This is a genomic window from Streptomyces sp. NBC_00353, assembly GCF_036108815.1.
Classification (GTDB): domain Bacteria; phylum Actinomycetota; class Actinomycetes; order Streptomycetales; family Streptomycetaceae; genus Streptomyces.
On record NZ_CP107985.1, the window covers coordinates 7,189,135 to 7,212,845 of the forward strand.

Genomic DNA, 23,711 nt, shown 5'->3' on the forward strand with positions numbered 1-23,711 from the left:
TTCTTAGCGTGGTGACCATGAACACGCCGCGCATTCGCCCCGTAGTGAGCTGCACGCTGCTGGTCATGACCCTGGTTGCAGGGGCGACCGCCTGTGGTGGGCCAGATGGTCATCCGCTCGCCGAACAGCCGTATGACGCGGCGGACGAGATCACCTCCAACGCCCCGGAGGGCAACCAGAAGGCCGATCCCGACAAGCCCCTCGAAGTCACCGCCACGGGTGACGACGGCCGGATCACGGACGTCGCCGCGGTGGACGCCGCCGGGCGCCATCTCGCGGGCGAACTCTCGGCCGACGGGCTGCGCTGGCACTCCACCGTCCCGCTCGCGGCCGGCACCCGCTACACCGTCAGGGTCAGCGTCGAGGACGACGACGGCGCCCCGGGCAGCCGTACGCTCTCCTTCGAGACGGCCCCGGCGAAGAAGCTCCTGAACGTCACTTTCGGCCCGCACGCGGGCACCTACGGCGTCGGACAGCCCATTACGGCGGAACTCAGCGCTCCGGTCAAGGGCAAGGCCGCCAGGGCCGCAGTGGAGCGCGCGCTGAAGGTCCGCTCCACGCCCTCCGTGACGGGCTCCTGGTACTGGGTCGACGACAAGATCCTGCATTACCGCCCGCAGACGTACTGGCCGGCCCGGGCCACGATCGAGGCCAGCAGCAACATGGCCGGCATCAGGGTCACCAAGGGGCTGTACGGAGCCCCCACGAAGCCATTGAAGATCACTACCGGCGACCGTATCGAGGCCATCACCGACGCTGCCGCGCATTCCATGACGGTCAAGCGCAACGGAGAAGTGATCAACACCATTCCGGTGACCACCGGACGGCCCGGCTTCGACACCCGCAACGGCGTCAAGGTCGTGCTGAGCAAGGAGTACTCCGTACGCATGCGCGGGGAGACCATCGGCATCTCGGAGAATTCCAGCGACGGGTACGACCTGATGGTCTACTACGCGACCCGCGTCACCTGGAGCGGTGAGTACGTGCACGCCGCCCCCTGGTCCACCGGCTCACAGGGGTACGCGAACGTCAGCCACGGCTGTACGGGCATGAGCAACGCCCAGGCCCAGTGGTTCTTCAACACCGTGCGCGAGGGCGACCTCGTCTCGGTCGTCGGCAGCCTGGGCCCCACGATGACGCCGTTCGACAACGGCTACGGCGACTGGAACCTGTCCTGGGCGAAATGGCAGCAGGGCAGCGCCCTGCAGAACAAAGCCGCCCCGGACGGGTCGACGGTGCAGGCGGCGCGCCTGCGCCCCGAGGTCTGACCGGCCAGGGGAGTGCGCCGCCTTTCGAAGGGACATGAAGCGGCCCGGTCCGCGGCGGAACCGCGGGCCGGGCCGCAGCAGGACTCAGGACTGTACGCAGAGCCTGCTGCGCAGCAGGGCGGCCAGGGCGTCCGCGAACTCGACCGGCTCGACCGGAAGGGTCACCGCGGCGTCCGCACGGCTCCACGTGGCCAGCCAGGCGTCCTGCGGGCGCCCCATCAGCAGCAGCACCGGCGGGCAGTGGAAGATCTCGTCCTTGATCTGCCGGCAGACGCCCATGCCGCCCGCCGGGGCCGTCTCGCCGTCCAGCACGCACACGTCGATGCCGCCGTTCTCCAGCGCGGTCAGGACGGCGGGCAGCGTGGCGCACTCCACGAACTCCACCGGTGGCACGTCCGCCGCAGGCCTGCGACCGGCGGCCAGCCTCACCTGCTCACGGGTGTTGGCGTCGTCGCTGTAGACCAGGACCGTGGCGGTCGGCTGCATTGTTCCTCCGTGACATCTGTGTCTTCGGGGCTCTCGGGGCATGAACCGATGCGCGGATCGTACTCCGATCGACAGCCTGTCAGCACCGGTAATGACACCGATTCGATGGGCCGTTCGGGCAGGACACACCCTGCTGACACACCGAACGGCACCCCCCGGAGTGAGGGCGGGATAAGCGACCGACATAATGTCGGTCGTGGCGACAGCAACGACAGTAGAAACCGGGCACGCGCACCCGTCGGTCAATCGACCGAACCTCACCAGCGTCGGAACCATCATCTGGTTGAGTTCCGAGCTGATGTTCTTCGCGGCCCTCTTCGCGATGTACTTCACCCTCCGATCGGTGATGGGACCCGACCACTGGAAGGAAATGGCTTCGGCCCTGAACTTCCCGTTCTCGGCGACGAACACCACGATCCTGGTGCTCTCCTCCCTCACCTGCCAGCTCGGCGTCTTCGCCGCGGAGCGGGGCGATGTGAAGAAGCTCCGTGCGTGGTTCGTGATCACGTTCGTGATGGGTGCGATCTTCATCGGAGGCCAGGTCTTCGAGTACACCGAGCTGGTGAAGAAGGACGGCCTCTCGCTGTCCTCCGACCCGTACGGCTCGGTGTTCTACCTGACCACCGGCTTCCACGGTCTGCATGTGACAGGCGGTCTCATCGCCTTCCTGCTCGTACTGGGCAGGACATACGCGGCCAAGAGGTTCACCCATGAACAGGCGACCGCTGCCATCGTCGTGTCCTATTACTGGCACTTCGTCGATGTCGTGTGGATCGGCCTCTTCGCCACGATCTACATGATCAAGTAATCGGGCTCGAACCCGAACCACATCCAGCATCGACGCAGAAGATCCTGACACCGGGGTAATCCGTGAAAAAGCTCTCCGCACGACGACGCCATCCGTTGGCGGCGGTCGTCGTACTACTCCTCGCGCTGGCGGCTACTGGGGGGCTGTACGCCGCGTTTGCGCCCGCGAGTAAGGCGCAGGCCGACGACACCGCCCAGTCCCTCGCCATCGATGAGGGCAAGAAGCTGTACTCCGTCGGTTGCGCCAGCTGCCACGGAGCCGGCGGTCAGGGCTCGTCCGACGGGCCGAGCCTGGTCGGCGTGGGCTCCGCCGCCGTCGACTTCCAGGTCGGCACGGGCCGTATGCCGGCCCAGCAGCCGGGTGCCCAGGTACCGAAGAAGAAGGTCATCTACACCCAGGCCGAGATCGACCAGCTCGCGGCGTACGTCGCGTCGCTCGGCGCCGGCCCGATCGTGCCGACCGAGGACCAGGTCAGCCCTGAGGGTGCGGACATCGCCAAGGGTGGCGACCTGTTCCGTACCAACTGCGCGCAGTGCCACAACTTCACCGGCGAGGGCGGTGCCCTGACGAAGGGCAAGTACGCGCCCAGCCTTGAGGGCGTGGACCCGAAGCACATCTACGAGGCCATGCAGACCGGCCCGCAGAGCATGCCGTCCTTCCCCGACTCGACGATGCCCGAGCAGCAGAAGCGGGACATCATCGCGTACGTCAAGACCGTGAACAGCGCCGAGTCCGAGACCCCTGGTGGCCTCAAGCTGGGCGGGCTCGGTCCGGTCAGCGAGGGTCTGTTCGCCTGGATCTTCGGTCTGGGCGCACTCGTCGCAGTTGCCGTTTGGGTCGCGGCCCACACCGCTAAGGCCAAGAAGTCATGAGTAGCCAAGAGAAGATTCCAGAAGAGAACCTGCCCGCTGAGCAGGAAGCCGCGCACGGCGCGGTAGAGGGCGCGGACGACCCGTTCGCCGACCCGGGGCTGCCGGCCCACCGGCCGCGCATCCAGGACATCGACGAACGGGCCGCGAAGCGCTCCGAGCGCACGGTCGCGTTCCTGTTCGTGCTGTCCATGCTGGCGACCGTCGGCTTCATCGCCTCGTACGTCATCTTCCCGGTGGACAAGATCGTGTTCATCTGGCCGTTCGGCCATGTGAGCGCGCTCAACTTCTCCCTCGGGCTGACCCTGGGCGTGGCTCTCTTCGCGATCGGCGCGGGCGCCGTCCACTGGGCGCGCACCCTGATGTCCGACGTAGAGGTCGCCGACGACCGGCACGCCATCGAGGCGGAGCCCGAGGTCAAGGCGAAGGTTCTCGCCGACTTCGCGGCCGGTGCCGAGGAGTCCGCGTTCGGCCGGCGCAAGCTGATCCGCAACACCCTGTTCGGTGCGCTGGCCCTGGTGCCGCTCTCCGGCGTGATGCTGCTGCGCGACCTCGGCCCGCTGCCGGAGAAGAAGCTCCGTCAGACCCTGTGGTCCAAGGGCAAGCAGCTCATCAACATGAACACGATGGAGCCGCTGCGTCCCGAAGACGTCGCCGTCGGTTCGCTGACCTTCGCCATGCCCGAGGGCCTGACGGAGGACGCTCACGACTTCCAGACGCAGATCGCCAAGGCTGCGCTGATGATCATCCGTATCCAGCCGGAGAACATCAAGGACAAGCGCGAGCGCGAGTGGGCCCACGAGGGCATCGTGGCCTTCTCGAAGATCTGCACCCACGTCGGCTGCCCGATCAGCCTGTACGAGCAGCAGACGCACCACGTGCTCTGCCCGTGCCACCAGTCCACCTTCGACCTCTCCGACGGCGCCCGCGTCATCTTCGGTCCGGCCGGTCACTCCCTTCCGCAGCTGCGGATCGGTGTGAACAGCGAGGGCAACCTCGAGGCGCTCGGTGACTTCGAAGAGCCCGTCGGTCCTGCATTCTGGGAGCGCGGATGAGTACTGCGACCGACACGAAGCGCAAGGCGCCCGCCGGCGAGCGGGTGGCCGACTGGGCGGACGGCCGGCTCGGGATCTACTCCCTGGCCAAGGCCAACATGCGCAAGATCTTCCCGGACCACTGGTCCTTCATGCTCGGTGAAGTCGCCCTCTACAGCTTCATCATCATCATCCTCACGGGTGTGTATCTGACGCTGTTCTTCCACCCGAGCATGAACGAGGTCGTGTATCACGGCTCCTACGAGCCGATGCAGGGCATCCGGATGTCCGAGGCCTACGCCTCGACGCTGGACATCAGCTTCGACATCCGCGGTGGTCTGCTGGTCCGCCAGATCCACCACTGGGCCGCGCTGATCTTCCTCGCGGCCATGTTCGTGCACATGATGCGCGTCTTCTTCACGGGTGCGTTCCGCAAGCCGCGTGAGATCAACTGGCTGTTCGGCTTCCTGCTGTTCGTGCTGGGTATGTTCACCGGCTTCACGGGCTACTCGCTCCCGGACGACCTGCTCTCGGGTACGGGTGTCCGCTTCACCCAGGGCGCGATCCTGTCCACGCCGATCGTCGGCACGTACATCTCGATGTTCCTGTTCGGCGGAGAGTTCCCCGGCGGCGACTTCGTCGCCCGGTTCTACTCGATCCACATCCTGCTGCTGCCGGGCATCATGCTCGGCCTCGTGGTCGGCCACCTGATCCTGGTGTTCTTCCACAAGCACACGCAGTTCGCGGGTCCCGGCCGCACCAACAAGAACGTCGTCGGTATGCCGCTGCTGCCGATCTACATGGCGAAGGCCGGAGGCTTCTTCTTCCTGGTCTTCGGTGTCATCGCGGTCATCGCGGCGATCGCCTCGATCAACCCGATCTGGGCCATCGGTCCGTACCGTCCGGACCAGGTGTCCACCGGCGCCCAGCCCGACTGGTACATGGGCTTCGCCGAGGGGCTGATCCGAGTGATGCCGGGCTGGGAGATCAACCTCTGGGGTCACACGCTCGTCCTGGGTGTGTTCATCCCGCTGATGGCCTTCGGCCTGGTGCTGGCCGTGATCGCGGTCTACCCGTTCATCGAGTCCTGGATCATCGGGGACAAGCGCGAGCACCACATCCTGGACCGCCCGCGCAACGCCCCGACCCGGACGGCCTTCGGCGTCGCCTGGATCACGGAGTACATCATCGTCTTCATCGGCGGTGGTAACGACCTCTGGGCCACGCACTTCGATCTCTCGCTGAACTCCATCTCGTGGTTCGTCCGGATCTTCATCTTCGTGGGACCGGTCCTGGCGTTCCTCGTCACGAAGCGGATCTGCCTCGGCCTTCAGCGCCGCGACAGGGAGAAGGTGCTGCACGGACGCGAGTCCGGTCTCATCAAGCGCCTGCCGCACGGTGAGTTCGTCGAGGTCCACGAGCCGCTCGGCCCCGCGCAGCTGCACACGCTCACCGCGCACGAGCAGTACAAGCCGGTCGAGATCGGCCCGACGGTCGACGAGAACGGTGTCGAGCGCAAGGTGCCGGCGCTGCAGAGGATGCGGGCCAAGCTCAGCAAGGGCTACTTCGGCGAGCACAACCAGATCGCCAAGCCCACCGCAGAGGAGTACAAGGAGATCACCAGCGGCCACGGCCACCACTGATCGCCTTAACTGATCGCCACAGCGGGAGCCCCGTCCATTCGATGGACGGGGCTCTTTGCTGTCCCGGGCGCTCGATAGGGTGGGGTCCATACCCTTATCGGCTGTGGACCCCCAGGAGCGGACCATGAACGTTGTGACCCCGGTCGGCGGCGACAGCGTGGCGGCTCGTTCCTGGCCCGGCGTACTGAACGCTCTGCTGCGCGGCCAGGACCTGACCGCCGACGACACCGCGTGGGCGATGGACAACATCATGAGCGGCGAGGCGACCGACGTGCAGATCGCCGGTTTCGCCGTCGCCCTGCGCGCCAAGGGCGAGACCGTCGACGAGGTCACCGGACTCGTCCGCGCCATGTACGAGCACGCCACCACGATCCAGGTGCCGGGTCGCACGGTCGACATCGTCGGCACCGGCGGCGACCTCGCCAAGACGGTCAACATCTCCACGATGTCCGCGATCGTCGTCGCGGGCACCGGAGCCAAGGTCGTCAAGCACGGCAACCGCGCCTCCTCCTCGGCCAGTGGCGCCTCCGACGTCCTGGAGAAGCTCGGCGTCAATCTGGAGCTGGCCCCGCAGCGCGTCGTCGAGGTGGCCGAGGAGGCGGGTATCACCTTCTGCTTCGCGGTGAAGTTCCACCCCGCCCTGCGGTACGCGGCGCGGGCCCGCAAGGAACTCGGCGCGCAGACCACGTTCAACATCCTCGGTCCGCTCACCAACCCGGCCCAGGTGCGCTCCCAGGCCATCGGTGTCGCCGATCTGAAGATGGCCCCCATCGTCGCGGGCGTGCTCGCGGCGCGCGGCAACTCGGCGCTGGTCTTCCGCGGCGACGACGGTCTGGACGAGCTGACGACCACGGCGACCTCCCGGATCTGGGTGGTCAGGGACGGCGAGGTGCGCGAGGAGGCCTTCGACCCGCGCGACGTCGGCCTCCAGTTGGTCCCCGTCGAGGCGCTGCGCGGCGCCGACGCCTCGTACAACGCCGATGTGGCCCGCCGGCTGCTGGCCGGTGAGACCGGCCCGGTACGTGAAGCGGTGCTGCTCAACTCGGCGGCGGCGCTGGTGGCGCTGGACCCGGGTGAGGGCACGCTGAACGAGCAGCTCGCCGCCGGGATCGCCAAGGCCGCCGAGTCCGTCGACTCGGGTGCGGCCCGGGCGGCGCTGGAGCGCTGGGTGACGGTCAGCAACGCCTGACCGAACGGGAAACGCGGAACGGGGCGCAGTCCAGATCTTGGACTGCGCCTTGCGCGTCGACGCACGTATGGCAAGATTCTGGGCAGGTCATGAGTGACAGCGACTACGGCCCCGGCCCGCTGTCCGGCAACCCTCCGTCCGTGGCGGGGTGCCCCGGGTGAAGACCAGGCCGTAGGCAGCGAGGTCTACGGCAAGCGCGGACCCCTCGACATCTGTGAATGTCACATCCCTGGGGTCCTGGTCCTCAAGGAGCCTCTTGTGAGCAAGCGAATGCGATAGGGCCCGGTCCGGCCCCTCTCCGCACCCCCTTTTCCTTCCTCCTGCGCTGCCGCGTACCTGCCGGCGCAGTGAATTCGCCTGCCTTGTACGGGAGTTCGCCATGTCTGTTGTCACCGCTGCCGCCGACCGGTCCATTTGTTCCCCGCTGCCTGTTCTCGGCAAGGATGTTACCGTTCCGCTCGTTACCGGCGGAGAAGTCACCTATGCCGCCCTGGACTACGCGGCCAGTGCCCCGGCCCTGCAGCGGGTGTGGGACGACGTCGCCGCGTACGCCCCGTACTACGGCAGCGTCCACCGCGGCGCCGGCTACCTCTCGCAGCTCTCCACGGACCTCTTCGAGAACAGCCGCAAGGCAGTTGCGGAGTTCCTCGGCTGCCGCGCCGACGACCAGGTGATCTTCACCCGGTCGACGACGGACTCGCTGAACCTGCTGGCCGCGGTGGTCCCCGCCGACTGCCAGGTCTTCGTGTACGAGACCGAGCACCATGCCTCGCTGCTGCCGTGGCGCGATGCCCGTGTCACCTACCTCAACGCTCCCCGCACCCCGGCGCAGGCCGTCGAGACGCTGGAGCGGGCGCTCGCCGACCGTGACCCCTACGGCCCCGCGCTGGTCTGCGTCACCGGCGCCTCGAACGTCACCGGTGAGCTGTGGCCGGTGAAGGAGCTGGCCGCCGCCGCCCACGCGCACGGCGCCCGGATCGTGCTGGACGCCGCACAGCTCGCGCCGCACCACCCGGTCGACATCGACGAGCTCGACGTCGACTGGGTCGCCTTCTCCGGACACAAGCTGTACGCGCCGTTCGGCTCCGGTGTCCTCGCGGGCCGCGCCGACTGGCTGCAGGACGCCGAGCCGTACCTGGCCGGCGGCGGCGCCTCCCGTAAGGTCGCCCGGCGTACCGACGGCGGTGTGGACGTGGAGTGGCATTCCACCGCCGCCCGGCACGAGGCCGGTTCGCCCAACGTCATCGGTGTCTACTCCATCGCCTCCGCCTGCAAGGCGCTCACCGAGGCCGGCTTCGACCGCCTCGTCGCCCGTGAGCAGCAGCTCGTCACCCGGGTCCGCGAAGGCCTTGCCGAGGTCCCCCAGGTCAAGGTGCTGTCGCTGTTCGGCGACGACGCCCCGCGGGTCGGCGTCATCTCCTTCGTGGTGGAGGGCTGGAACAGCTCGCACTTCGCCGCGGCGCTCTCCGCCGAATACGGCATCGGGGTGCGCGACGGACTCTTCTGCGCCCACCCGCTGGTGCGCACCCTGCTCGGCAGCGACCCGCAGGACCCGGGCGAGTGCGGCGCGCCGGAGGCCGAGCCGGGCGAGCGCTCGCTGAACGCGATCCGGGTCAGCTTCGGCGCCGGTACGCCGGACGAGCACATCGAGCGCTTCGTCCGCGCGGTCAAGGAGCTGGTGAGCGAGGGGGCCCAGTGGAAGTACCGCACCGAGGACGGCCGCTGCGTCCCGGACCGGGGCACGGCGCAGGTCTGACCGGCCGGGAACCGAGGCCGTAATACTTCGGCCGGGGACGGGCAGCTGCCCGTCCCCGGCCGAAGTATTACGCCGTAATGAGGCGTATCTACGCGTCGAGACCGATGGCGAAGGCGGCTTCCAGGTCGTGCTGCGAGTACGTACGGAACGCGACATGAGTGTCGGTGCCCTCGACGCCCGGGATCTTGCTGATGCGACCGGGGATGACGTCCGCCAGATCGTCGTGCTTGGCCACCCGGACCATGGCGATCAGGTCGTACGTACCGGTGACCGAGAAGACCTCGCTGACGCTGTCCAGCGCCGCGATGGACTCGGCGATCTCGGGAATCCGGTCCACGCTGGTTTTGATGAGCACGATCGCGGTGATCACGGCTGGCTTTCTCCCTCGGTGGCCGTGGCTGGAGTCTTCACTCTAGCCCCACGGCGGTAACGCCCCCAGGCGTAGAGGAAGCCGGTGGCGAAGCCGACCACATGGGCGAGATAGGCCACCCCCGGACCGCTGCCCGCACCCTGCGCCGCCATCCACTGCAGGACGAACCAGAAGATCAGCACGATCCAGGCGGGAAAGCGCAGTGGCAGGAAGAGCAGGAACGGGAAGAGGCTGGTGACCCGGGCCCGGGGGAACAGGTACAGGAACGCCCCGAGCACCGCGGAGATCGCCCCCGAGGCGCCGACGAGGGTCTGGTCGGAGTCGGCGTGCGCCGCCGCGTACGCCAGCAGGGCGAGGTAGCCGCAGCCGAGATAGAAGAAGGCGAACTCGGCATGGCCCATCCGTTCCTCGGCCATCGCCCCGAAGACGTACAGGAAGAGCATGTTGCCGAGCAGATGCAGCCAGCTGCCGTGCACGAAGAGTGCGGTCAGCGGGGTGAGCAGGGCGTGTGCGGAGCCGCCCCACAGTTCGGTGGGGATCACCCCCCAGCGCTCGAAATACCCGGCCTGGGCGGCGAGCAGGGTGTCGGCGGTGCCGTACGTGGGGTTGAACCCGGAGAGCGGGCTGATCAGGAAGATGGCACAGCACAGGCCGATGAGGGCATACGTCACCGGGGCACCGCCCGCGGTGGCGGCGCGCAGGAGCCTGCCGGTCAGTCCGCCCGTCACAGCCCGCCGCTCGATCATGAACAGAGCATGACGCAAGGTGATGGAACGGGGCAGACCGCCTCGCCGTGCCGATGGGTATGCACAAGGCCGTAGGGTTACAGCAGGACATCCGCAGTTCGACGGCGCACCGCGAGATCCTTGGCAGGCAGCAGCACGACGCTCGACGAAAGAGGACGCAACGATGACGACGGTTCCCCAGCCGACCGACGGGACCCGCTGGCGCTGCACGCTCTGCGGGAATCTCACGCGCTTCGATGTCACGCGCTCGTCCAAGGTTGTCGAATACGTGCATCTCGACCTCGCAGGAGAGGCGACCGTCGAAGAGCGCGAGGTGGTCAGTGAGACCATCGAGTCGGTCCGGTGTCGTTGGTGCAACGCGGTGGACCAGATCGAACTAGTCGACAGGCCGGGTGCCGACTCCTGACGGGGCCGTGCGGACAGACATTTGGGGTGACGGATCGTGGAGCAGCCCGATAGCGGCGCCGAGCCGGCCGATGGAGCCGGCGACGCCGTCGAGGCGCTCGACCGCCCGCTGCCCGAAGGCGTACGGCGGCGGGTCGTCGCGCTGGTCTCGGACGCGTTCGGTGGCCTCACGGTCACCGAACTCCCGGCCCAGCTGAGGCAGTACGCCCGCTTCACCCCGACCCGGCGCGCCAAGTTCGCCGGGAACGCGATGGCGGCCGCCCTGGAGAGCGACACTCTGTTCCGTCAGCGCATCGGTGAACGGCTCCGGGAGTCCCAGCCCGAGCTGGCCGCGGCCGTGGAGGCCGGGTCGCCGCCCGCCGCCGCCGACCCCGTCGATGTGGCCGCCGCAGCCTATGTGCTGCGCCCGGTCGGCTGGGTGAAGCTGGTCGCCGCAGCCGGCGAGGAGGTCCAGCGGGCCGACGCGGAACGGGCCGACGAGGAAGGCCGGCGCGAACTGGAACGGCTGCGCGAGGAACTCGCCCAGGCCCGGACCCAGACCAGGAGCGAGACCGAACGGCTCCGCGGTGAGCTTGAGGCGGCCCGCAAGGAAGCCGACGGGCTGCAGCGCAAACTGCGCTCCGCCCTGAACGAGGTCAAGCGCGGTGAGGCCGCGGTCCGCCGGGGCAAGGCCGAGACCGAGACCGTACGGACCGAGGCGGCCGCCCGGATCTCCGCGGCCGAGAGCGAGACCCGGCGGCTGCGGGCCCGGCTCGGAGAGGCGGAGGCGTCCGTCGAGGCGAGCCGCAGGGCTGCCAGGGAGGGCCGCTCGGTCGAGGACATGAGGCTGCGGCTGCTGCTCGACACGGTGCTCGACGCGGCCCGCGGGCTGCGCCGCGAACTGGCCCTGCCGCCCTCCTCGATCCGTCCCGCAGACAGCGTCGACGCGGTCGAACCCGGTGCGATGTCGCCCAAGGACATTGCCGCCAGGGCGCTTTCGGACACCGATCCGGCCCTGCTCGACCAGCTGCTCGCACTGCCGCAGGCGCATCTGATCGTGGACGGCTACAACGTCACCAAGACCGGCTATCCGCAACTGCCGCTGGAGAAGCAGCGGCTGCGGCTGCTGGGCGGTCTCGCGGTGCTCGCGGCGCAGTCCGGCGCCGAGATGACCTGTGTCTTCGACGGGGCCGAACTGGCCGCTCCGGTACTGCTCGCACCGCCGCGCGGGGTGCGGGTGCTCTTCAGCAAGCCGGGTGTCACCGCCGACGAGCTCATCCGTCAACTGGCCCGCGCCGAACCGCCGGGCAGGCCCGTCGTCGTGGTCTCCACCGACCGCGAGGTGGCGGACGGCGTGGCGAAGGCGGGGGCCAGGCCCGTTGCGTCCGTCTTGCTCCTGAAGCGGCTTTCGCGCGTCTAGTGAGAGTTGTGGTGACTTGCCGGAATATTTGGAACGGACCGTCAAGCCGCAGCTACACGCGGTGTGATGTGAGTAAAGAAGTGACTTCTGGGGCGAGATTTTTCTTGTGAGGATTTGAACTGATCACAAGATGGTCACTAAGGTCGGGCTTCGAACCTTCGCACGGTTGATCACCCATCCGGGGTGGCAGCGAAGGAACCGCCGAGTCCGTGACGTGCACGGAGCCGGGGATCCGCTCCCCCACAACCCGGTAGGCGGCTCGAGGAAGAAGGAGCTCGCCTTCGTGGCGTCCCACCGTCGTCCCAAGCAGCCGAGCCGCACCCGCGTGACCGTGCTCACCGCGACCGCCGCCGCGGCCGTTGCCCTGACCTCCCAGGCCGCCCACGCCGACCCCAAGCCGACCAAGAGCGAGGTCAAGGCGAAGGTCGACAAGCTCTACCACGAGGCGGAGACGGCCACCGAGAAGTACAGCGGGGCCAAGGAGCAGCAGGAGAAGCTCGAGAAGCAGATCGGTGCGCTGCAGGACAAGGTGGCCCGCGGTCAGCAGGAGCTGAACACGCTCCGCGGCGGCCTCGGTTCGCTCGCCGCCGCGCAGTACCGCTCCGGTGGCATCGACCCGTCCGTGCAGCTCTTCCTCGCCTCCGACCCGGACAGCTTCCTCGACGAGGCTTCGGCCCTCGACCAGTTGACGGCCAAGCAGACCGAGTCCCTGGAGAAGATCCAGGAGAAGCAGCGCTCCCTCGCGCAGCAGCGCAAGGAGGCCCAGGACAAGCTGGCCGACCTCGCGGACGTCCGCAAGACGCTCGGTGAGAACAAGAAGAAGTTCCAGGGCAAGCTCGCCGAGGCGCGGAGTCTGCTCAACACCCTGACCGCCGCCGAGCGCGAGAAGATGCGCCAGGACGACCTGCGCGCCAGCCGCGACGCGGGCAGCCGGGTCGATCTGGGCAACGAGGTCCCCGCCTCCGCCCTCGGCGCCGCCGCCCTCCGGGCCGCCGCCACCCAGCTCAACAAGCCGTACGTCTCCGGCGGTACCGGCCCCAGCTCCTACGACTGCTCGGGCCTCACCCAGTGGGCCTATGCCCAGGCCGGCGCCGCGATCACCCGCACCACGTACACCCAGATCAACCAGGGAACCCAGATAGGCCGCAGCGCCCTCAAGCCGGGCGACCTGGTCTTCTTCAACAACACGGCGCACGTGGGCCTGTACGCGGGCAACAACACCGTCCTGCACGCCCCGAAGCCGGGCGCGGTGGTCCGCTACGAGTCGATGAACACCATCGGCAGCTTCCAGGTCGGCGTGCGCATCTGACGACGCCCGAACGGGCGAATTCCCACGCCCCGACCGACTGCCCGCCCCGCCGGAGACCACAGGTCACCGGCGGGGCGGCGGCTTTCGTACCCCTCACCCGATCGGCGAGGCCGTTGGGCGCTCCGTAGTCGCGCGGCTACTGTCTGCCTGCTGTGCAGCTCCCGTCCGTCGGTCCGCCCGCCCCGGGCGGCAGGGGGCTGTGCACCTCTGCGTACAGCGGAAGGGAGTGCGGCGTCCTGTGGTGTCCCATCGCCGTTCCACACAGCCCGGCGTCAACCGGAGCGTCCGGATCACAGTCCTGTCGGCGGCGACCGCTGCCGCCGCACTCGGGGCGGCCACCGCGAACGCCGAACCCCAGGACACGCCCCGGGCCGCGAAGGCCGAGGTCGACCGGTTGTACGGCGAGGCCGAGCGGGCCACCGAGCAGTTCAACAAGGCCGGGGAGGACGCCGAGCGGCTGCGGGGCGAGGTGATCAGGGCCCAGGAGCGGGCGGCCCGCGACCAGGAGCAGATCAACCGGCTCCGCACCGCGGTCGGTTCGGCCGCCGCCGCGCAGTACCGCGCAGGCTCCATCGACCCCTCGCTCGCCCTGCTGCTCTCTTCGGACCCGGACAGCTACCTCGACCGGGCGGCCACCCTCGACCGGCTGAACGTCCGGCGGGCCGGCACTCTGCAGAAGCTCCAGAGAGCCCGGCGCGGGCTCGCACAGGCCCGTGCGGAGGCGGCCCGCTCGCTGGCCGGTCTGGAGCGCAACCGGGCCGCCGCCGCCCGCCACAAACGGACCGTCGAGCAGAAGCTCGAGCGGGCCCGGCAGTTGCTGAGCTCCCTGCCGGGCGCGGACCGGGCGGCCTTCGAAAGGACCTCGCGCACCGGCCGCGACGACGTGTTCCCGGGCATGATCGATCTGCCGCCGGGTTCGTCCCGGGCGGCGGCCGCCGTGCTGGCGGCCCGGCACGCCGTCGGGCGCCCGTACATCTGGGGTGCCAACGGGCCTGCGGGGTTCGACTGCTCCGGGCTGATGCAGTGGGCGTACGCGCAGGCCGGTGTCAGCCTGCCGCGCACCTCCCAGGCCCAGCGGTACGCCGGACGCATGGTGCCGCTCTCCATGGCCCGGCCGGGCGACCTGGTCGCCTACCGGGCGGACGCCAGTCACATCGGGATGTACGTCGGCAACGGCCAGGTGATCCACGCCCCGTACCCGGGTGCCCCGGTCCGCTACGACCCGGTCGGCATGATGCCCGTCTCGTCGGTCACCCGCATCTGACCCGTACCCTCGACCGGGTGGCTGATCAGGGGCGTACGGCAGGCCGGGGACGTGACGGACGGTGGCGGGCGACAGGCGCGGCACTCGCCGTCCTGCTGCTCGCGGCCGCCTGCACGGCCCCCGCCGCCACCTCCCCCGACACCACGGTCCGCGACGTCCGCGCCACCCTGGACCGCCGAGCCGCCGCCGTCCTGGACCACGACCCGGACGCCTATGCGGCCACGGTCGCCCCCGGGGCCACCGGGCTGCGGACGGCCCAGCGCCGTGAACTGGCCAACCTCGCCGACGTGCCCCTGAGCTCGTGGACGTACTCAGTGACCGATGTGCGCGAGCAAGGCACCGACAAGGCCACCGCCGACGTCGAACTGCGGTACCGGATCGCGGGCTACGACAGCGCTCCGGTCACCGTCGACCGTGTCCTGGACCTGGAACGGCACGGGGCGGACGGCCGCTGGTACATAGCGGCTGACCGGGCCGGGAAGGACAGCGGCCGGCAGCTCTGGCAGCAGGGCGACGTGCGGGTCGTACACGGCGCGCACAGCCTCGTCCTCGGAGTGGGCCGCACGCAGGAGGAGCTGCGCCGGATCGCGGACACCGAGGACCGCGCGGTGCCCGCCCTCTCTGCCGCCTGGCCGGAGCACTGGGCCGCCCGCGTGGTGGTGATCGTGCCGAAGACGGTCGACGACATGGCCGGGCTGCTCGGGGACCCGGTGGCGAACTACCGGGGCATCGCGGCCGTCACCACCGGGGAGACCGGCGGCCCGGGCCGGACGCCCGCGGACCGGGTGATCATCAACCCGCAGGCGTACGCGATGCTCGGCACGTTCGGGCAGCGGGTCGTCCTCACCCACGAGACCGCCCATGTCGCCACCCGCGCCCGTACCTCCGCCGCGACCCCGACCTGGCTCTCCGAGGGCTTCGCCGACTGGGCTGCCTACCGCGCCGAGGACCGGACCCCCGCACAGGCCGCGCCGGAACTGGCGGAAGCCGTCCGGCGCGGCGAGCTGCCCGCCGCACTCCCCACGGACGAGGATTTCCGCTTCGGTGGCGACTCCGGGCACCTCGCGAGGGCGTACGAGGGCGGCTGGCTGGCCTGCGCGCTGATCGCCGACCACTGGGGCGAGAAGAAGCTGTTCGCCTTCTACCGGGCCGTCGGGGGGCACTCAGGGCGGGACGGAGCGGTGGAGCAGGCCCTGCACGAGGTGCTCGGCACGACCGAGCAGGACTTCACGGCGCGCTGGCGGGAGTATCTGCGGTCCCGTCTCGGCTGACGTCCCCGGCCGGTGCGGACGCGCGGCAGGGGACCGGCCGGACCGGCACCGGCTGCTCCGGCCTCCCCGGCTCGGTCACCGTCCGCTGCCACAGCCGCCTCGCGGCGACCAGGGTCGCCGCGACCAGCAGGCCGTTGCGTACGAACATCAGCGTCACGCCCGTTGCGTCACTGGTCACCACATGGACGAACCCGAGCGGGAACTCCAGCTGCGTGACGCCCGTCGCTGCCAGTACCAGTCCGGCGGGCAATCCCATCCGGCCGGACCGGAAGACCAGGCAGACCGCCGCAAGGCCGACCAGCCACAGCATGTACTGGGGGCTGATCACCCGGCTGGTGGTCGTGAACAGCAGGACCGCAGTGAACGCCGCGTCGGCCGTGGTGCTCGCCCCGAACGTGCGGGCCCGCAGCCGCCACACCAGCAGCCAGCCGCAGGCGATCAGGCTCAGACCGAGCGCCAGCGTGCTCACCAGCGGTACATGCGGACCGAGGAACTCCAGCGATCCGTAGTTCAGCTCCACCCGGCCCTGCCAGCCGAACTGACGGGCCACATGGAAGACCAGCGCGCCCAGCGACTCGACCTCGGTGCCCCGGTCGCGCTGGAAGCCGAGAAAGGCCAGCGCACCCGGCATCGCCGCCGCACACACCACCAGCAGACCCGCCGCCGTCACCGCGGCCGCCGTCCACGAGCGGCGGGTGCGCTCCCCGCGCGCCGTGCCGACGAGCAGCAGCACCGGCCACACCTTGAGCAGCGCACCGAAGGCGGCCAGCGTCCCCAGCACCCGCGGATGCCGCGCCCCCGCCAGCAGTGCCGCCACCGCGACCGCCGTCACCATCACGTCGTAGCGCGCGTACGCGGTCGTGCCGAGCAGCGGCACCCCCGCCACCCAGACCCAGCCGCCCGCCGTCCGCCTGTCGGTCCGCCGGCCCGCGTACAGCAGCAGGCCCAGCACCAGCGCGTCGCACAGGCACACGAGGACGAAGAAGGCCGAGGTGTAGTCCAGGAACGGCAGCAGGGCGGGGGAGCGGATGGCGAGCGCCGCGACGGGCGGGTACTGCCAGGTGACATCGGACTGCGGGTACGTGCCGCTCTGCAGCACCTCGGACCAGCCGTGGTAGATCACCGAGACGTCACTCGTCACGTCCGGGCCCGGCAGCGTGATCACCTTCAGGACGCAGAGCAGCAACGCGGCCCTGGTGAGGGCCCACACCGCCACGGGTGCGAGAAATCTGCCGGTGCCGCCTGCTGCCGTCATGGCCGCACTCATCCCCTTCGCCGGTGGCTCGATGAGCCATGATGCACGGCGTCTCTGTGCGGGAGCCATCAGGCCCAGCTGTTCGGTACTGTCAGCGGCGATGGACAAGACCCTGATCGTGACCAATGACTTCCCGCCCCGACCCGGCGGTATCCAGGCATTTCTGCACAATATGGCACTGCGCCTGGACCCCGGAAAAATCGTCGTCTACGCCTCCACCTGGAAGCGGAGCCCCGAGGGCATCGAGGCCACCGCCGCGTTCGATGCCGAGCAGCCGTTCACCGTCGTCCGCGACCGTACGACGATGCTGCTGCCGACCCCCCGGGTGACCCGGCGGGCGGTCCAGCTGCTGCGCGCACACGACTGCACGTCCGTCTGGTTCGGTGCCGCCGCCCCGCTGGGGCTGATGGCGCCGGCGCTACGCAAGGCCGGTGCCCGGCGCCTGGTGGCGACCGCTCACGGGCACGAGGCGGGCTGGGCCCAACTGCCCGCGTCCCGGCAGCTGTTGCGCCGGATCGGCGAGGGCACGGACACCATCACGTACCTCGGCGAGTACACCCGCTCCCGGATCGCGGCCGCGCTCACCCCCGAAGCCGCGGGCCGCATGGTCCAACTGCCGCCCGGCGTCGACGAGAAGACCTTTCATCCGGACTCCGGCGGGGACCGGGTCCGGGCCCGGCTCGGGCTCACGGACCGGCCCGTCGTCGTCTGCGTGTCGCGGCTGGTGCCCCGCAAGGGGCAGGACACCCTGATCCTCGCTATGCCCGCGATCCTGGCACGGGAGCCGGACGCCGTACTGCTGATAGTCGGCGGCGGACCGTACGCCAAGGACCTGAAGAAGCTCGCCGAGGAGACGGGCGTCAGCGACTCCGTACGGTTCACCGGACCGGTGCCGTGGGAGGAGCTGCCCGCCCACTACGGCGCGGGCGACGTCTTCGCCATGCCGTGCCGCACCCGCCGCGGCGGCCTCGACGTCGAAGGGCTCGGCATCGTCTACCTGGAGGCGTCCGCGACCGGACTGCCGGTGGTGGCGGGCGACTCGGGCGGCGCCCCCGACGCCGTACTGGACGGCGAGACCGGTTGGGTGGTGCGGGGCGGCTCCGTGGAGGAGTCCGCCGACCGGATCGCCACCCTGCTCGGCGACCCGGAGCTGCGGCAGCGGATGGGGGAGCGGGGCCGGGCCTGGGTCGAGGAGAAGTGGCGCTGGGACCTGCTTGCGGAGCGGCTCAGAACGCTGCTGTGAGACAGAATGCGCTGCCCGCCGCGTCCTGCGCCGGGCAGCGCACTGTTCTCAGCCGCAGTTGCCCCAGCTCATGCGACCGCCGCTGGCGTTGGCCCCGGCCTGTCCGTCCGGCCCGGTGTTGATCGAGCCCCAGTACTTCACGCACTTGCCCGCGGCGCTGCCCCGGACCGGTCCGGCGTAGCTGGTGTAGTTGCCCTGGTCGACGTACGTGTTGCCGTTCTGGATGATGAGCTGGGCCGTGGTGAAGGTGGCCGTGCCCGTGTACGAGGTCTTGACCGTCACGACGCAGTTCTTGCCGTTCCCGCTGCTGTACATCAGGTAGACGGTGCCGGCGACCGTGCCGCTGCTGAACTTCACGGGGGACGAGGCGACGACGGAGTAGCTGTAACCGTCGGCCCCGCAGACCGCGGTCGGACTGGCCGCGGCAGCTGCCGCATCGGCCGTGGCGGGCACCGCCACGAGGGCGGAGGCTGCCACGGCCACGACCAGACCGGCCCGCTGGAAGGCGGTACGCACAGGGGTCTCCCTAGGGAAGTGGATCGGTTCGAGTGATCCAGACCCCTGCACCGGCCCTGCACGGGGGACAAGGCCAGGTTTCGGCCAACGGCCCTCTCAGCGCTGGTAGATGGACTCGACCTCGTCCGCGAAGTCCTTCGCCACCACATTCCGCTTCAGCTTCAGCGACGGTGTGATGTGTCCCGCCTCCTCGGTGAACTGCGAGGCAAGGATGCGGAATTTACGCACGGACTCCGCCTTGGACACCGCCGCGTTGCCGTCGTCCACCGCCCGCTGCACCTCGGCCAGCAGCTCCGGGTCCTCGCGCAGCGACACCGCCGTCGAGCCGGCCGGCTTGCCGTGCTCCTGGGCCCAGTGGCCGAGGAACTCCTCGTCCAGGGTGATCAGCGCACCGACGAACGGCCGCCCGTCGCCGACCACCATGCACTCGGCGACCAGGGCGTGGCTGCGGATCCGGTCCTCGATCACCGCGGGTGCGACGTTCTTGCCGCCCGCCGTGACGATGATCTCCTTCTTGCGGCCGGTGATCGCGAGATAGCCGTCCTCGTCGAGGGTGCCGATGTCGCCCGTGTGGAACCAGCCGTCGGCCAGCGCCTCGGCCGTCGCCGCCTCGTTGTTCCAGTAGCCCGCGAAGAGGTGCTCGCCGTGCAGCAGCACCTCGCCGTCGTCGGCGATCCGGACGACCGATCCGGGCAGCGGCTGGCCGACCGTACCGATCTTCTGCCGGTCCCACGGGTTGAACGCGGTGGCCGCGCACGTCTCGGTGAGGCCGTAGCCCTCCAGCACCGTGAAGCCGATGCCGCGGTAGAAGTGCCCGAGCCGCTCGCCCAGCGGCGCGCCGCCGGAGATCGCGTACTCGCCGCGCCCGCCGAGTACGGCCCGCAGCTTGCTGAAGACGAGCCGGTCGAACACCTTGTGCTTGAACTTCAGGCCGATGGACGGGCCCTCGGGGGTGCCCAGCGCGCGGCTGTACGCGATCGCCGTGTTCGCGGCCTTGTCGAAGATCTTGCCCTTGCCGTCGGCCTGCGCCTTGGCGCGCGCCGAGTTGTATACCTTCTCGAAGACCCGCGGCACACCGAGGATCAGCGTCGGCCGGAACGAGGCCAGTTCATCGGTGAGGTTCTTGATGTCCGGGACGCAGCCGAGCTTGATGGGTGCCATCACGGACGCCACCTCGACCAGCCGTCCGAAGACATGGGCCGCGGGCAGGAAGAGCAGAACGGAGCACTCGCCGGTGCGGAAGAGGGGCCTGAGCCGCTCCACCACATTGCCGCACTCCGCGAAGAAGCTGCGGTGCGTGAGCACACAGCCCTTGGGGCGGCCGGTGGTGCCCGAGGTGTAGACGATGGTCGCCGGGTCGTCGGCCCTGGCGCTCGTGCTGCGCAGGTCGACGGTCTCCTCCGAGACCTGGGTGCCCGCCGCGGTCAGCTCGTCGACCGCGCCCTTGTCGATCTGCCAGACGTTGCGCAGGCCGGGCAGCCGGTCGCGCACGGAGGTGACCGACTCGGCGTGCGCGTCGCTCTCGACGAGGGCCGCGACCGCGCCCGAGTCGCCGAGGATCCACTGGACCTGCTCGGCGGAACTGGTCTCGTACACCGGGACGGTGACCGCCCCGGCGGTCCAGATCGCGAAGTCGAGCAGCACCCATTCGAAACGGGTACGGGACATGAGTGCGACCCGGTCACCGGGCTCGATGCCCGCGGCGATCAGGCCTTTGGCGGCGGCTCTGACCTCGGCCAGGAACTGGGTGGCGGTCACATCGGTCCAGACGCCTGCCACTTTGCGGCTCATCACCGCCACGTCGGGATGCTGCGCGGCATTGCGGCGGATGAGATCCGTCAGGTTGCCGTCCGAAGGGACCTCGTACAGGGCCGGAAGGCTGAACTCGCGCAAGACTGCTGCTCCTCATCGGGCTCCGGTGCCACGGCTCTGTGTGACGCACCGGCGCGGTCCAAGATTGGCGGGTGCTCAGTGGGGTGAGCACGACTGGACTGCCCGGACGTTACCCATCAGTACTGGGTTCCCGATAGGGGGTTCCGGCCAGATGTTTTATGCGTCACACATATTGGTGGCCCTTGCGCGCACAGTAGTGCACCCGAGTTACGACCAGGAAGTAACCGCAGGTCCGACGGCTCTACCCATGCTGCGGGTGTCGTCCTAGGGTGATCGTCATGCGAGCCGGACCGAACAGCCGTGATGCCGCCACCGCACGCCGTACCCGCATCCACGTGGTCAGTGACGTGCATGGGAACACCGAAGCGCTGGCCCGTGCAGGGGATGGTGCGGACGCGCTCATCTGTCTCGGTGACCTGGTCCTCTTCCTCGACTACGCCGACCACTCGCGCGGCATCTTCCCCGACCTCTTCGGCGTCGAGAACGCCGACCGGATCGTCGAACTGCGCACCGCCCGCCGCTTCGAGGAGGCCCGGGACTTCGGTCGCGGTCTCTGGGCGGGCCTGGACCGCAATGCCGCCATCGTCGGCGCGGTGCGCAAGCAGTACGCCGAGTTGTTCGATGCGCTCCCCACCCCCACGTACGCCACCTACGGCAACGTCGACATCCCCGATCTCTGGCCCGAGTACGCCCGCCCCGGCACCACCGTCCTGGACGGTGAACGCGTCGAGATCGGAGGCCGGGTCTTCGGCTTCGTCGGCGGCGGACTGCAGACCCCGATGCGCACCCCGTACGAGATCAGCGACGAGGAGTACGCCGCCAAGGTCGAGGCGATCGGCGAGGTGGACGTCCTGTGCACGCACATCCCGCCCGACGTCCCGGAACTGACGTACGACACCGTGGCGCGCCGCTTCGAGCGCGGCAGCCGGGCGCTGCTCGACGCGATCCGCCGGACCCGTCCCCGATACGCAATTTTCGGCCATGTCCATCAGCCGCTGGTCCGCCGGATGCGGATCGGCGCCACCGAATGCGTGAACGTCGGGCACTTCGCGTCGACCGGCCGGCCGTGGGCTCTGGAGTGGTGACCAGGACCGGCGACCGGGATCGATGGGCCGTGCCGACCGGACCCTGGGAGGATGCGCCCCGCGCACGCGATAGCCTTCTGGCGGCAGGCCTCTGCCGACCGACCGGTACCCCGCACTGGAGGAGCCACAGCGATGGCTGAACACACCAGCTCGAGCATCACCATCGAGGCGGCACCGGCCGACGTCATGGGCGTGATCGCCGACTTCGACCGCTACCCGGAATGGACCGGCGAGGTCAAGGAGGCCGAGATCCTCGCCAAGGACGACAGCGGCCGCGCCGAGAAGGTCCGCCTCGTCCTCGACGCCGGTGCGATCAAGGACGACCACACCCTCGCGTACACCTGGACCGGCGACCACGAGGTCAGCTGGACCCTGGTCAAGTCCCAGATGCTGCGTGCCATCGACGGCTCCTACGCGCTGGCCCCGATCGGTGACGGCAGCCGCACCGAGGTCACCTACCGGCTGACCGTCGATGTCAAGATCCCGATGCTCGGCATGATCAAGCGCAAGGCCGAGAAGGTCATCATCGACCGCGCACTGGCCGGCCTGAAGAAGCGCGTCGAGTCCGTCCCGCAGGGCTGACCCGGTGCGTACGGTCCTCGTCACCGGCCCCGGCGGCGCCGGCCGTACCACCGTCGCGGCGGCGACCGCACTGGCCGCCGCCCGCCGGGGCTGCCGCACGCTGCTGCTCTCCCCCGACGCCATACCCGGCTTCCCCGACGCCACGGAACCCACCGAGGTCACCGAAGGACTCCGGTTCGCCCGCGTCGACTCCGGCGAGCACTTCCGCACCGAACTCCTCGCCCTCCAGGAGCAGGCGTCCCCGGTGCTCGACCTGCTCGGTGGCAACCGGCTCGACGCCGAGGAGCTGACCGAACTCCCCGGCAGCGGCCAACTCGCCCTGCTGCACACCCTGCGCCGCGCCGCCGAGGGCGACTGGTCGCACGACGGCCACGAGCTTCTCGTCGTCGACCTGCCGCCGCTGCGCGAGGCCCTCGCCGTCCTCGCCCTGCCCGAGCAGCTGCGCCGCTATCTGCGCCGTCTGCTGCCTCCGGAACGCCAGGCCGCCCGCGCTCTGCGCCCGATGCTCGCCCAGCTCGCCGGCGTCCCGATGCCCGCCCAGTGGCTGTACGAGACCGCCGCCCGCCGCGACGCCGAGCTGGCCGCCGTCCAGAGGCTGGTCGAGGACCGGGGCACCACGGTCCGCCTCGTCGCCGAACCCGGACCCGCCGCCGAGGATGCCCTGCGTACCGCCCGCACCGGATTCGCCCTGCACGGCCTGCGCGTCGACACCCTCACCGTCAACCGGGTGCTGCCCCGTCACTCGTCCGACCCGTGGTTCGCCGCTCTCGCCGCACAGCAGGAGAAGTGCGTCGACCACTGGTACGAGGAGTGGGCGCCGGTCGCCTCCCTGTGCGAGGTGCCACACCTCGGCCGGGACCCGCAGGGGCTGGACGACCTCACTCTTCTCGACGCCGGGGCGAACCGCACCACCGCCGAGGCGGCGGGCAGCGGGGGAGGCCGCTTCGAGGGCGACGGGCTCGCCGTCGAACCCGCCGACCGGCCGGGCGGGCGCGCCGACAACCCCTGGTGGATCGAGGGCCCGAGCGTCCCGGACGGCCCCGATGGGGTCCTGGTCTGGTGCCTTCCGCTGCCCGGAGCCGTCAAGGAGCACCTCCAGCTGGTGCGGCGTGGCGACGAATTGCTCCTGAACGTCGGCCCGTTCCGCCGGATCGTTGAACTGGAGTCCGGGCTGCGCCGCTGCACCGTCTCCGGCGCGGCGCTCACCGACGGTGTGCTGCGGGTCCGGTTCACGCCGGACCCGGGCCTGTGGCCGCGGACCTCCTGAACGGCGTAACACCGTTCGGGTAACGTCGGTAGTACGTGTCCCGTATGCGCCAC

22 protein-coding genes and 1 riboswitch are annotated in these 23,711 nt (G+C 69.8%); of the genes, 16 read left to right on the top strand and 6 right to left on the bottom strand.

Going from position 1 to position 23,711, the window contains the following annotated elements; translation table 11 throughout:
* Nucleotides 1–17: 17 nt before the first annotated feature.
* The gene (locus OHA88_RS32375) at nt 18–1,268 is read left to right on the top strand and encodes a L,D-transpeptidase (protein WP_328628106.1); all 1,251 of its coding nucleotides are present in this window, start codon (nt 18–20) and stop codon (nt 1,266–1,268) included.
* Between the two features lie 84 nt (nt 1,269–1,352).
* On the opposite strand, the gene OHA88_RS32380 is transcribed toward OHA88_RS32375, so the two are convergent.
* Complete coding sequence (locus OHA88_RS32380) at nt 1,353–1,754, bottom strand: hypothetical protein (protein WP_328628107.1); 402 nt, start codon at nt 1,752–1,754, stop codon at nt 1,353–1,355.
* Nucleotides 1,755–1,941: 187 nt separating this feature from the next.
* Here OHA88_RS32380 and ctaE point away from each other — a divergent pair, with 187 nt between their 5' ends.
* From ctaE to OHA88_RS32410, 6 genes are all read left to right on the top strand, one after another.
* Complete coding sequence (ctaE, locus tag OHA88_RS32385; RefSeq protein WP_030933584.1) at nt 1,942–2,562, top strand: aa3-type cytochrome oxidase subunit III; 621 nt, start codon at nt 1,942–1,944, stop codon at nt 2,560–2,562.
* Nucleotides 2,563–2,624: 62 nt separating this feature from the next.
* Nucleotides 2,625–3,434, top strand: a complete 810-nt coding sequence (gene qcrC / locus OHA88_RS32390) for a cytochrome bc1 complex diheme cytochrome c subunit (RefSeq protein WP_267005563.1) — start codon at nt 2,625–2,627, stop codon at nt 3,432–3,434.
* Nucleotides 3,431–4,486 (top strand): cytochrome bc1 complex Rieske iron-sulfur subunit, encoded by a 1,056-nt coding sequence (gene qcrA / locus OHA88_RS32395; protein WP_326603229.1) that lies wholly within the window; start codon nt 3,431–3,433, stop codon nt 4,484–4,486. Before qcrC ends, qcrA begins: the two co-directional genes overlap by 4 nt.
* The gene (gene qcrB, locus OHA88_RS32400) at nt 4,483–6,108 is read left to right on the top strand and encodes a cytochrome bc1 complex cytochrome b subunit (protein WP_267005565.1); all 1,626 of its coding nucleotides are present in this window, start codon (nt 4,483–4,485) and stop codon (nt 6,106–6,108) included. The genes qcrA and qcrB overlap by 4 nt, the downstream gene beginning before the upstream one ends.
* Before the next feature lie 124 nt (nt 6,109–6,232).
* Complete coding sequence (gene trpD, locus OHA88_RS32405; RefSeq protein WP_267005566.1) at nt 6,233–7,297, top strand: anthranilate phosphoribosyltransferase; 1,065 nt, start codon at nt 6,233–6,235, stop codon at nt 7,295–7,297.
* Between the two features lie 85 nt (nt 7,298–7,382).
* Nucleotides 7,383–7,500: riboswitch (SAM riboswitch) on the top strand.
* Between the two features lie 176 nt (nt 7,501–7,676).
* Nucleotides 7,677–9,053, top strand: coding sequence for an aminotransferase class V-fold PLP-dependent enzyme (locus OHA88_RS32410; RefSeq protein WP_328628108.1), 1,377 nt, complete (start codon nt 7,677–7,679; stop codon nt 9,051–9,053).
* An 88-nt stretch (nt 9,054–9,141) separates the two neighbouring features.
* On the opposite strand, the gene OHA88_RS32415 is transcribed toward OHA88_RS32410, so the two are convergent.
* Together OHA88_RS32415 and OHA88_RS32420 are read right to left on the bottom strand one after the other, a co-directional pair.
* Entirely contained in the window at nt 9,142–9,423 is a 282-nt protein-coding gene (locus OHA88_RS32415; RefSeq protein WP_005318592.1) for an Lrp/AsnC family transcriptional regulator, read from the bottom strand.
* Complete coding sequence (locus OHA88_RS32420) at nt 9,420–10,169, bottom strand: rhomboid family intramembrane serine protease (RefSeq protein ID WP_328628109.1); 750 nt, start codon at nt 10,167–10,169, stop codon at nt 9,420–9,422. Before OHA88_RS32420 ends, OHA88_RS32415 begins: the two co-directional genes overlap by 4 nt.
* Before the next feature lie 163 nt (nt 10,170–10,332).
* Between OHA88_RS32420 and OHA88_RS32425 the strand changes: the two genes are divergently transcribed.
* The 5 genes from OHA88_RS32425 (at nt 10,333) to OHA88_RS32445 (ending at nt 15,817) form a co-directional block, all read left to right on the top strand.
* On the top strand, nt 10,333–10,575 hold the full coding sequence (locus OHA88_RS32425) for a hypothetical protein (RefSeq protein ID WP_030933560.1): 243 nt from the start codon (nt 10,333–10,335) through the stop codon (nt 10,573–10,575).
* Between the two features lie 36 nt (nt 10,576–10,611).
* On the top strand, nt 10,612–11,973 hold the full coding sequence (locus OHA88_RS32430; RefSeq protein ID WP_328628110.1) for an NYN domain-containing protein: 1,362 nt from the start codon (nt 10,612–10,614) through the stop codon (nt 11,971–11,973).
* 283 nt (nt 11,974–12,256) lie between these two features.
* Nucleotides 12,257–13,282, top strand: coding sequence for a C40 family peptidase (locus OHA88_RS32435; RefSeq protein ID WP_326603224.1), 1,026 nt, complete (start codon nt 12,257–12,259; stop codon nt 13,280–13,282).
* 238 nt (nt 13,283–13,520) lie between these two features.
* Entirely contained in the window at nt 13,521–14,546 is a 1,026-nt protein-coding gene (locus OHA88_RS32440) for a C40 family peptidase (RefSeq protein ID WP_328628111.1), read from the top strand.
* A 17-nt stretch (nt 14,547–14,563) separates the two neighbouring features.
* Nucleotides 14,564–15,817, top strand: coding sequence for a hypothetical protein (locus OHA88_RS32445; RefSeq protein ID WP_328628112.1), 1,254 nt, complete (start codon nt 14,564–14,566; stop codon nt 15,815–15,817).
* On the opposite strand, the gene OHA88_RS32450 is transcribed toward OHA88_RS32445, so the two are convergent.
* Nucleotides 15,774–17,072, bottom strand: coding sequence for a glycosyltransferase 87 family protein (locus tag OHA88_RS32450; RefSeq protein ID WP_328628113.1), 1,299 nt, complete (start codon nt 17,070–17,072; stop codon nt 15,774–15,776). The genes OHA88_RS32445 and OHA88_RS32450 overlap by 44 nt on opposite strands.
* A 100-nt stretch (nt 17,073–17,172) precedes the next feature.
* Here OHA88_RS32450 and OHA88_RS32455 point away from each other — a divergent pair, with 100 nt between their 5' ends.
* A complete protein-coding gene (locus OHA88_RS32455) occupies nt 17,173–18,315 on the top strand; it encodes a glycosyltransferase family 4 protein (protein ID WP_267005574.1) in 1,143 nt (380 codons plus the stop codon).
* Nucleotides 18,316–18,363: 48 nt separating this feature from the next.
* Here the strand turns inward: OHA88_RS32455 and OHA88_RS32460 are convergent, their stop codons facing one another.
* Together OHA88_RS32460 and OHA88_RS32465 are read right to left on the bottom strand one after the other, a co-directional pair.
* Nucleotides 18,364–18,831: a spore-associated protein gene (locus tag OHA88_RS32460; protein WP_267005575.1), complete on the bottom strand. Its 468-nt coding sequence runs from the start codon at nt 18,829–18,831 to the stop codon at nt 18,364–18,366.
* 96 nt (nt 18,832–18,927) lie between these two features.
* The gene (locus OHA88_RS32465; protein ID WP_328628114.1) at nt 18,928–20,724 is read right to left on the bottom strand and encodes an AMP-dependent synthetase/ligase; all 1,797 of its coding nucleotides are present in this window, start codon (nt 20,722–20,724) and stop codon (nt 18,928–18,930) included.
* Nucleotides 20,725–21,002: 278 nt separating this feature from the next.
* On the opposite strand from OHA88_RS32465, the gene OHA88_RS32470 reads away from it, so the two are divergent.
* From OHA88_RS32470 to OHA88_RS32480, 3 genes are all read left to right on the top strand, one after another.
* The gene (locus OHA88_RS32470) at nt 21,003–21,809 is read left to right on the top strand and encodes a metallophosphoesterase family protein (protein WP_326603217.1); all 807 of its coding nucleotides are present in this window, start codon (nt 21,003–21,005) and stop codon (nt 21,807–21,809) included.
* 132 nt (nt 21,810–21,941) lie between these two features.
* On the top strand, nt 21,942–22,391 hold the full coding sequence (locus OHA88_RS32475) for an SRPBCC family protein (protein WP_267005578.1): 450 nt from the start codon (nt 21,942–21,944) through the stop codon (nt 22,389–22,391).
* A 4-nt stretch (nt 22,392–22,395) separates the two neighbouring features.
* Nucleotides 22,396–23,658, top strand: a complete 1,263-nt coding sequence (locus OHA88_RS32480; protein ID WP_328628115.1) for an ArsA family ATPase — start codon at nt 22,396–22,398, stop codon at nt 23,656–23,658.
* Nucleotides 23,659–23,711 lie beyond the last annotated feature (53 nt).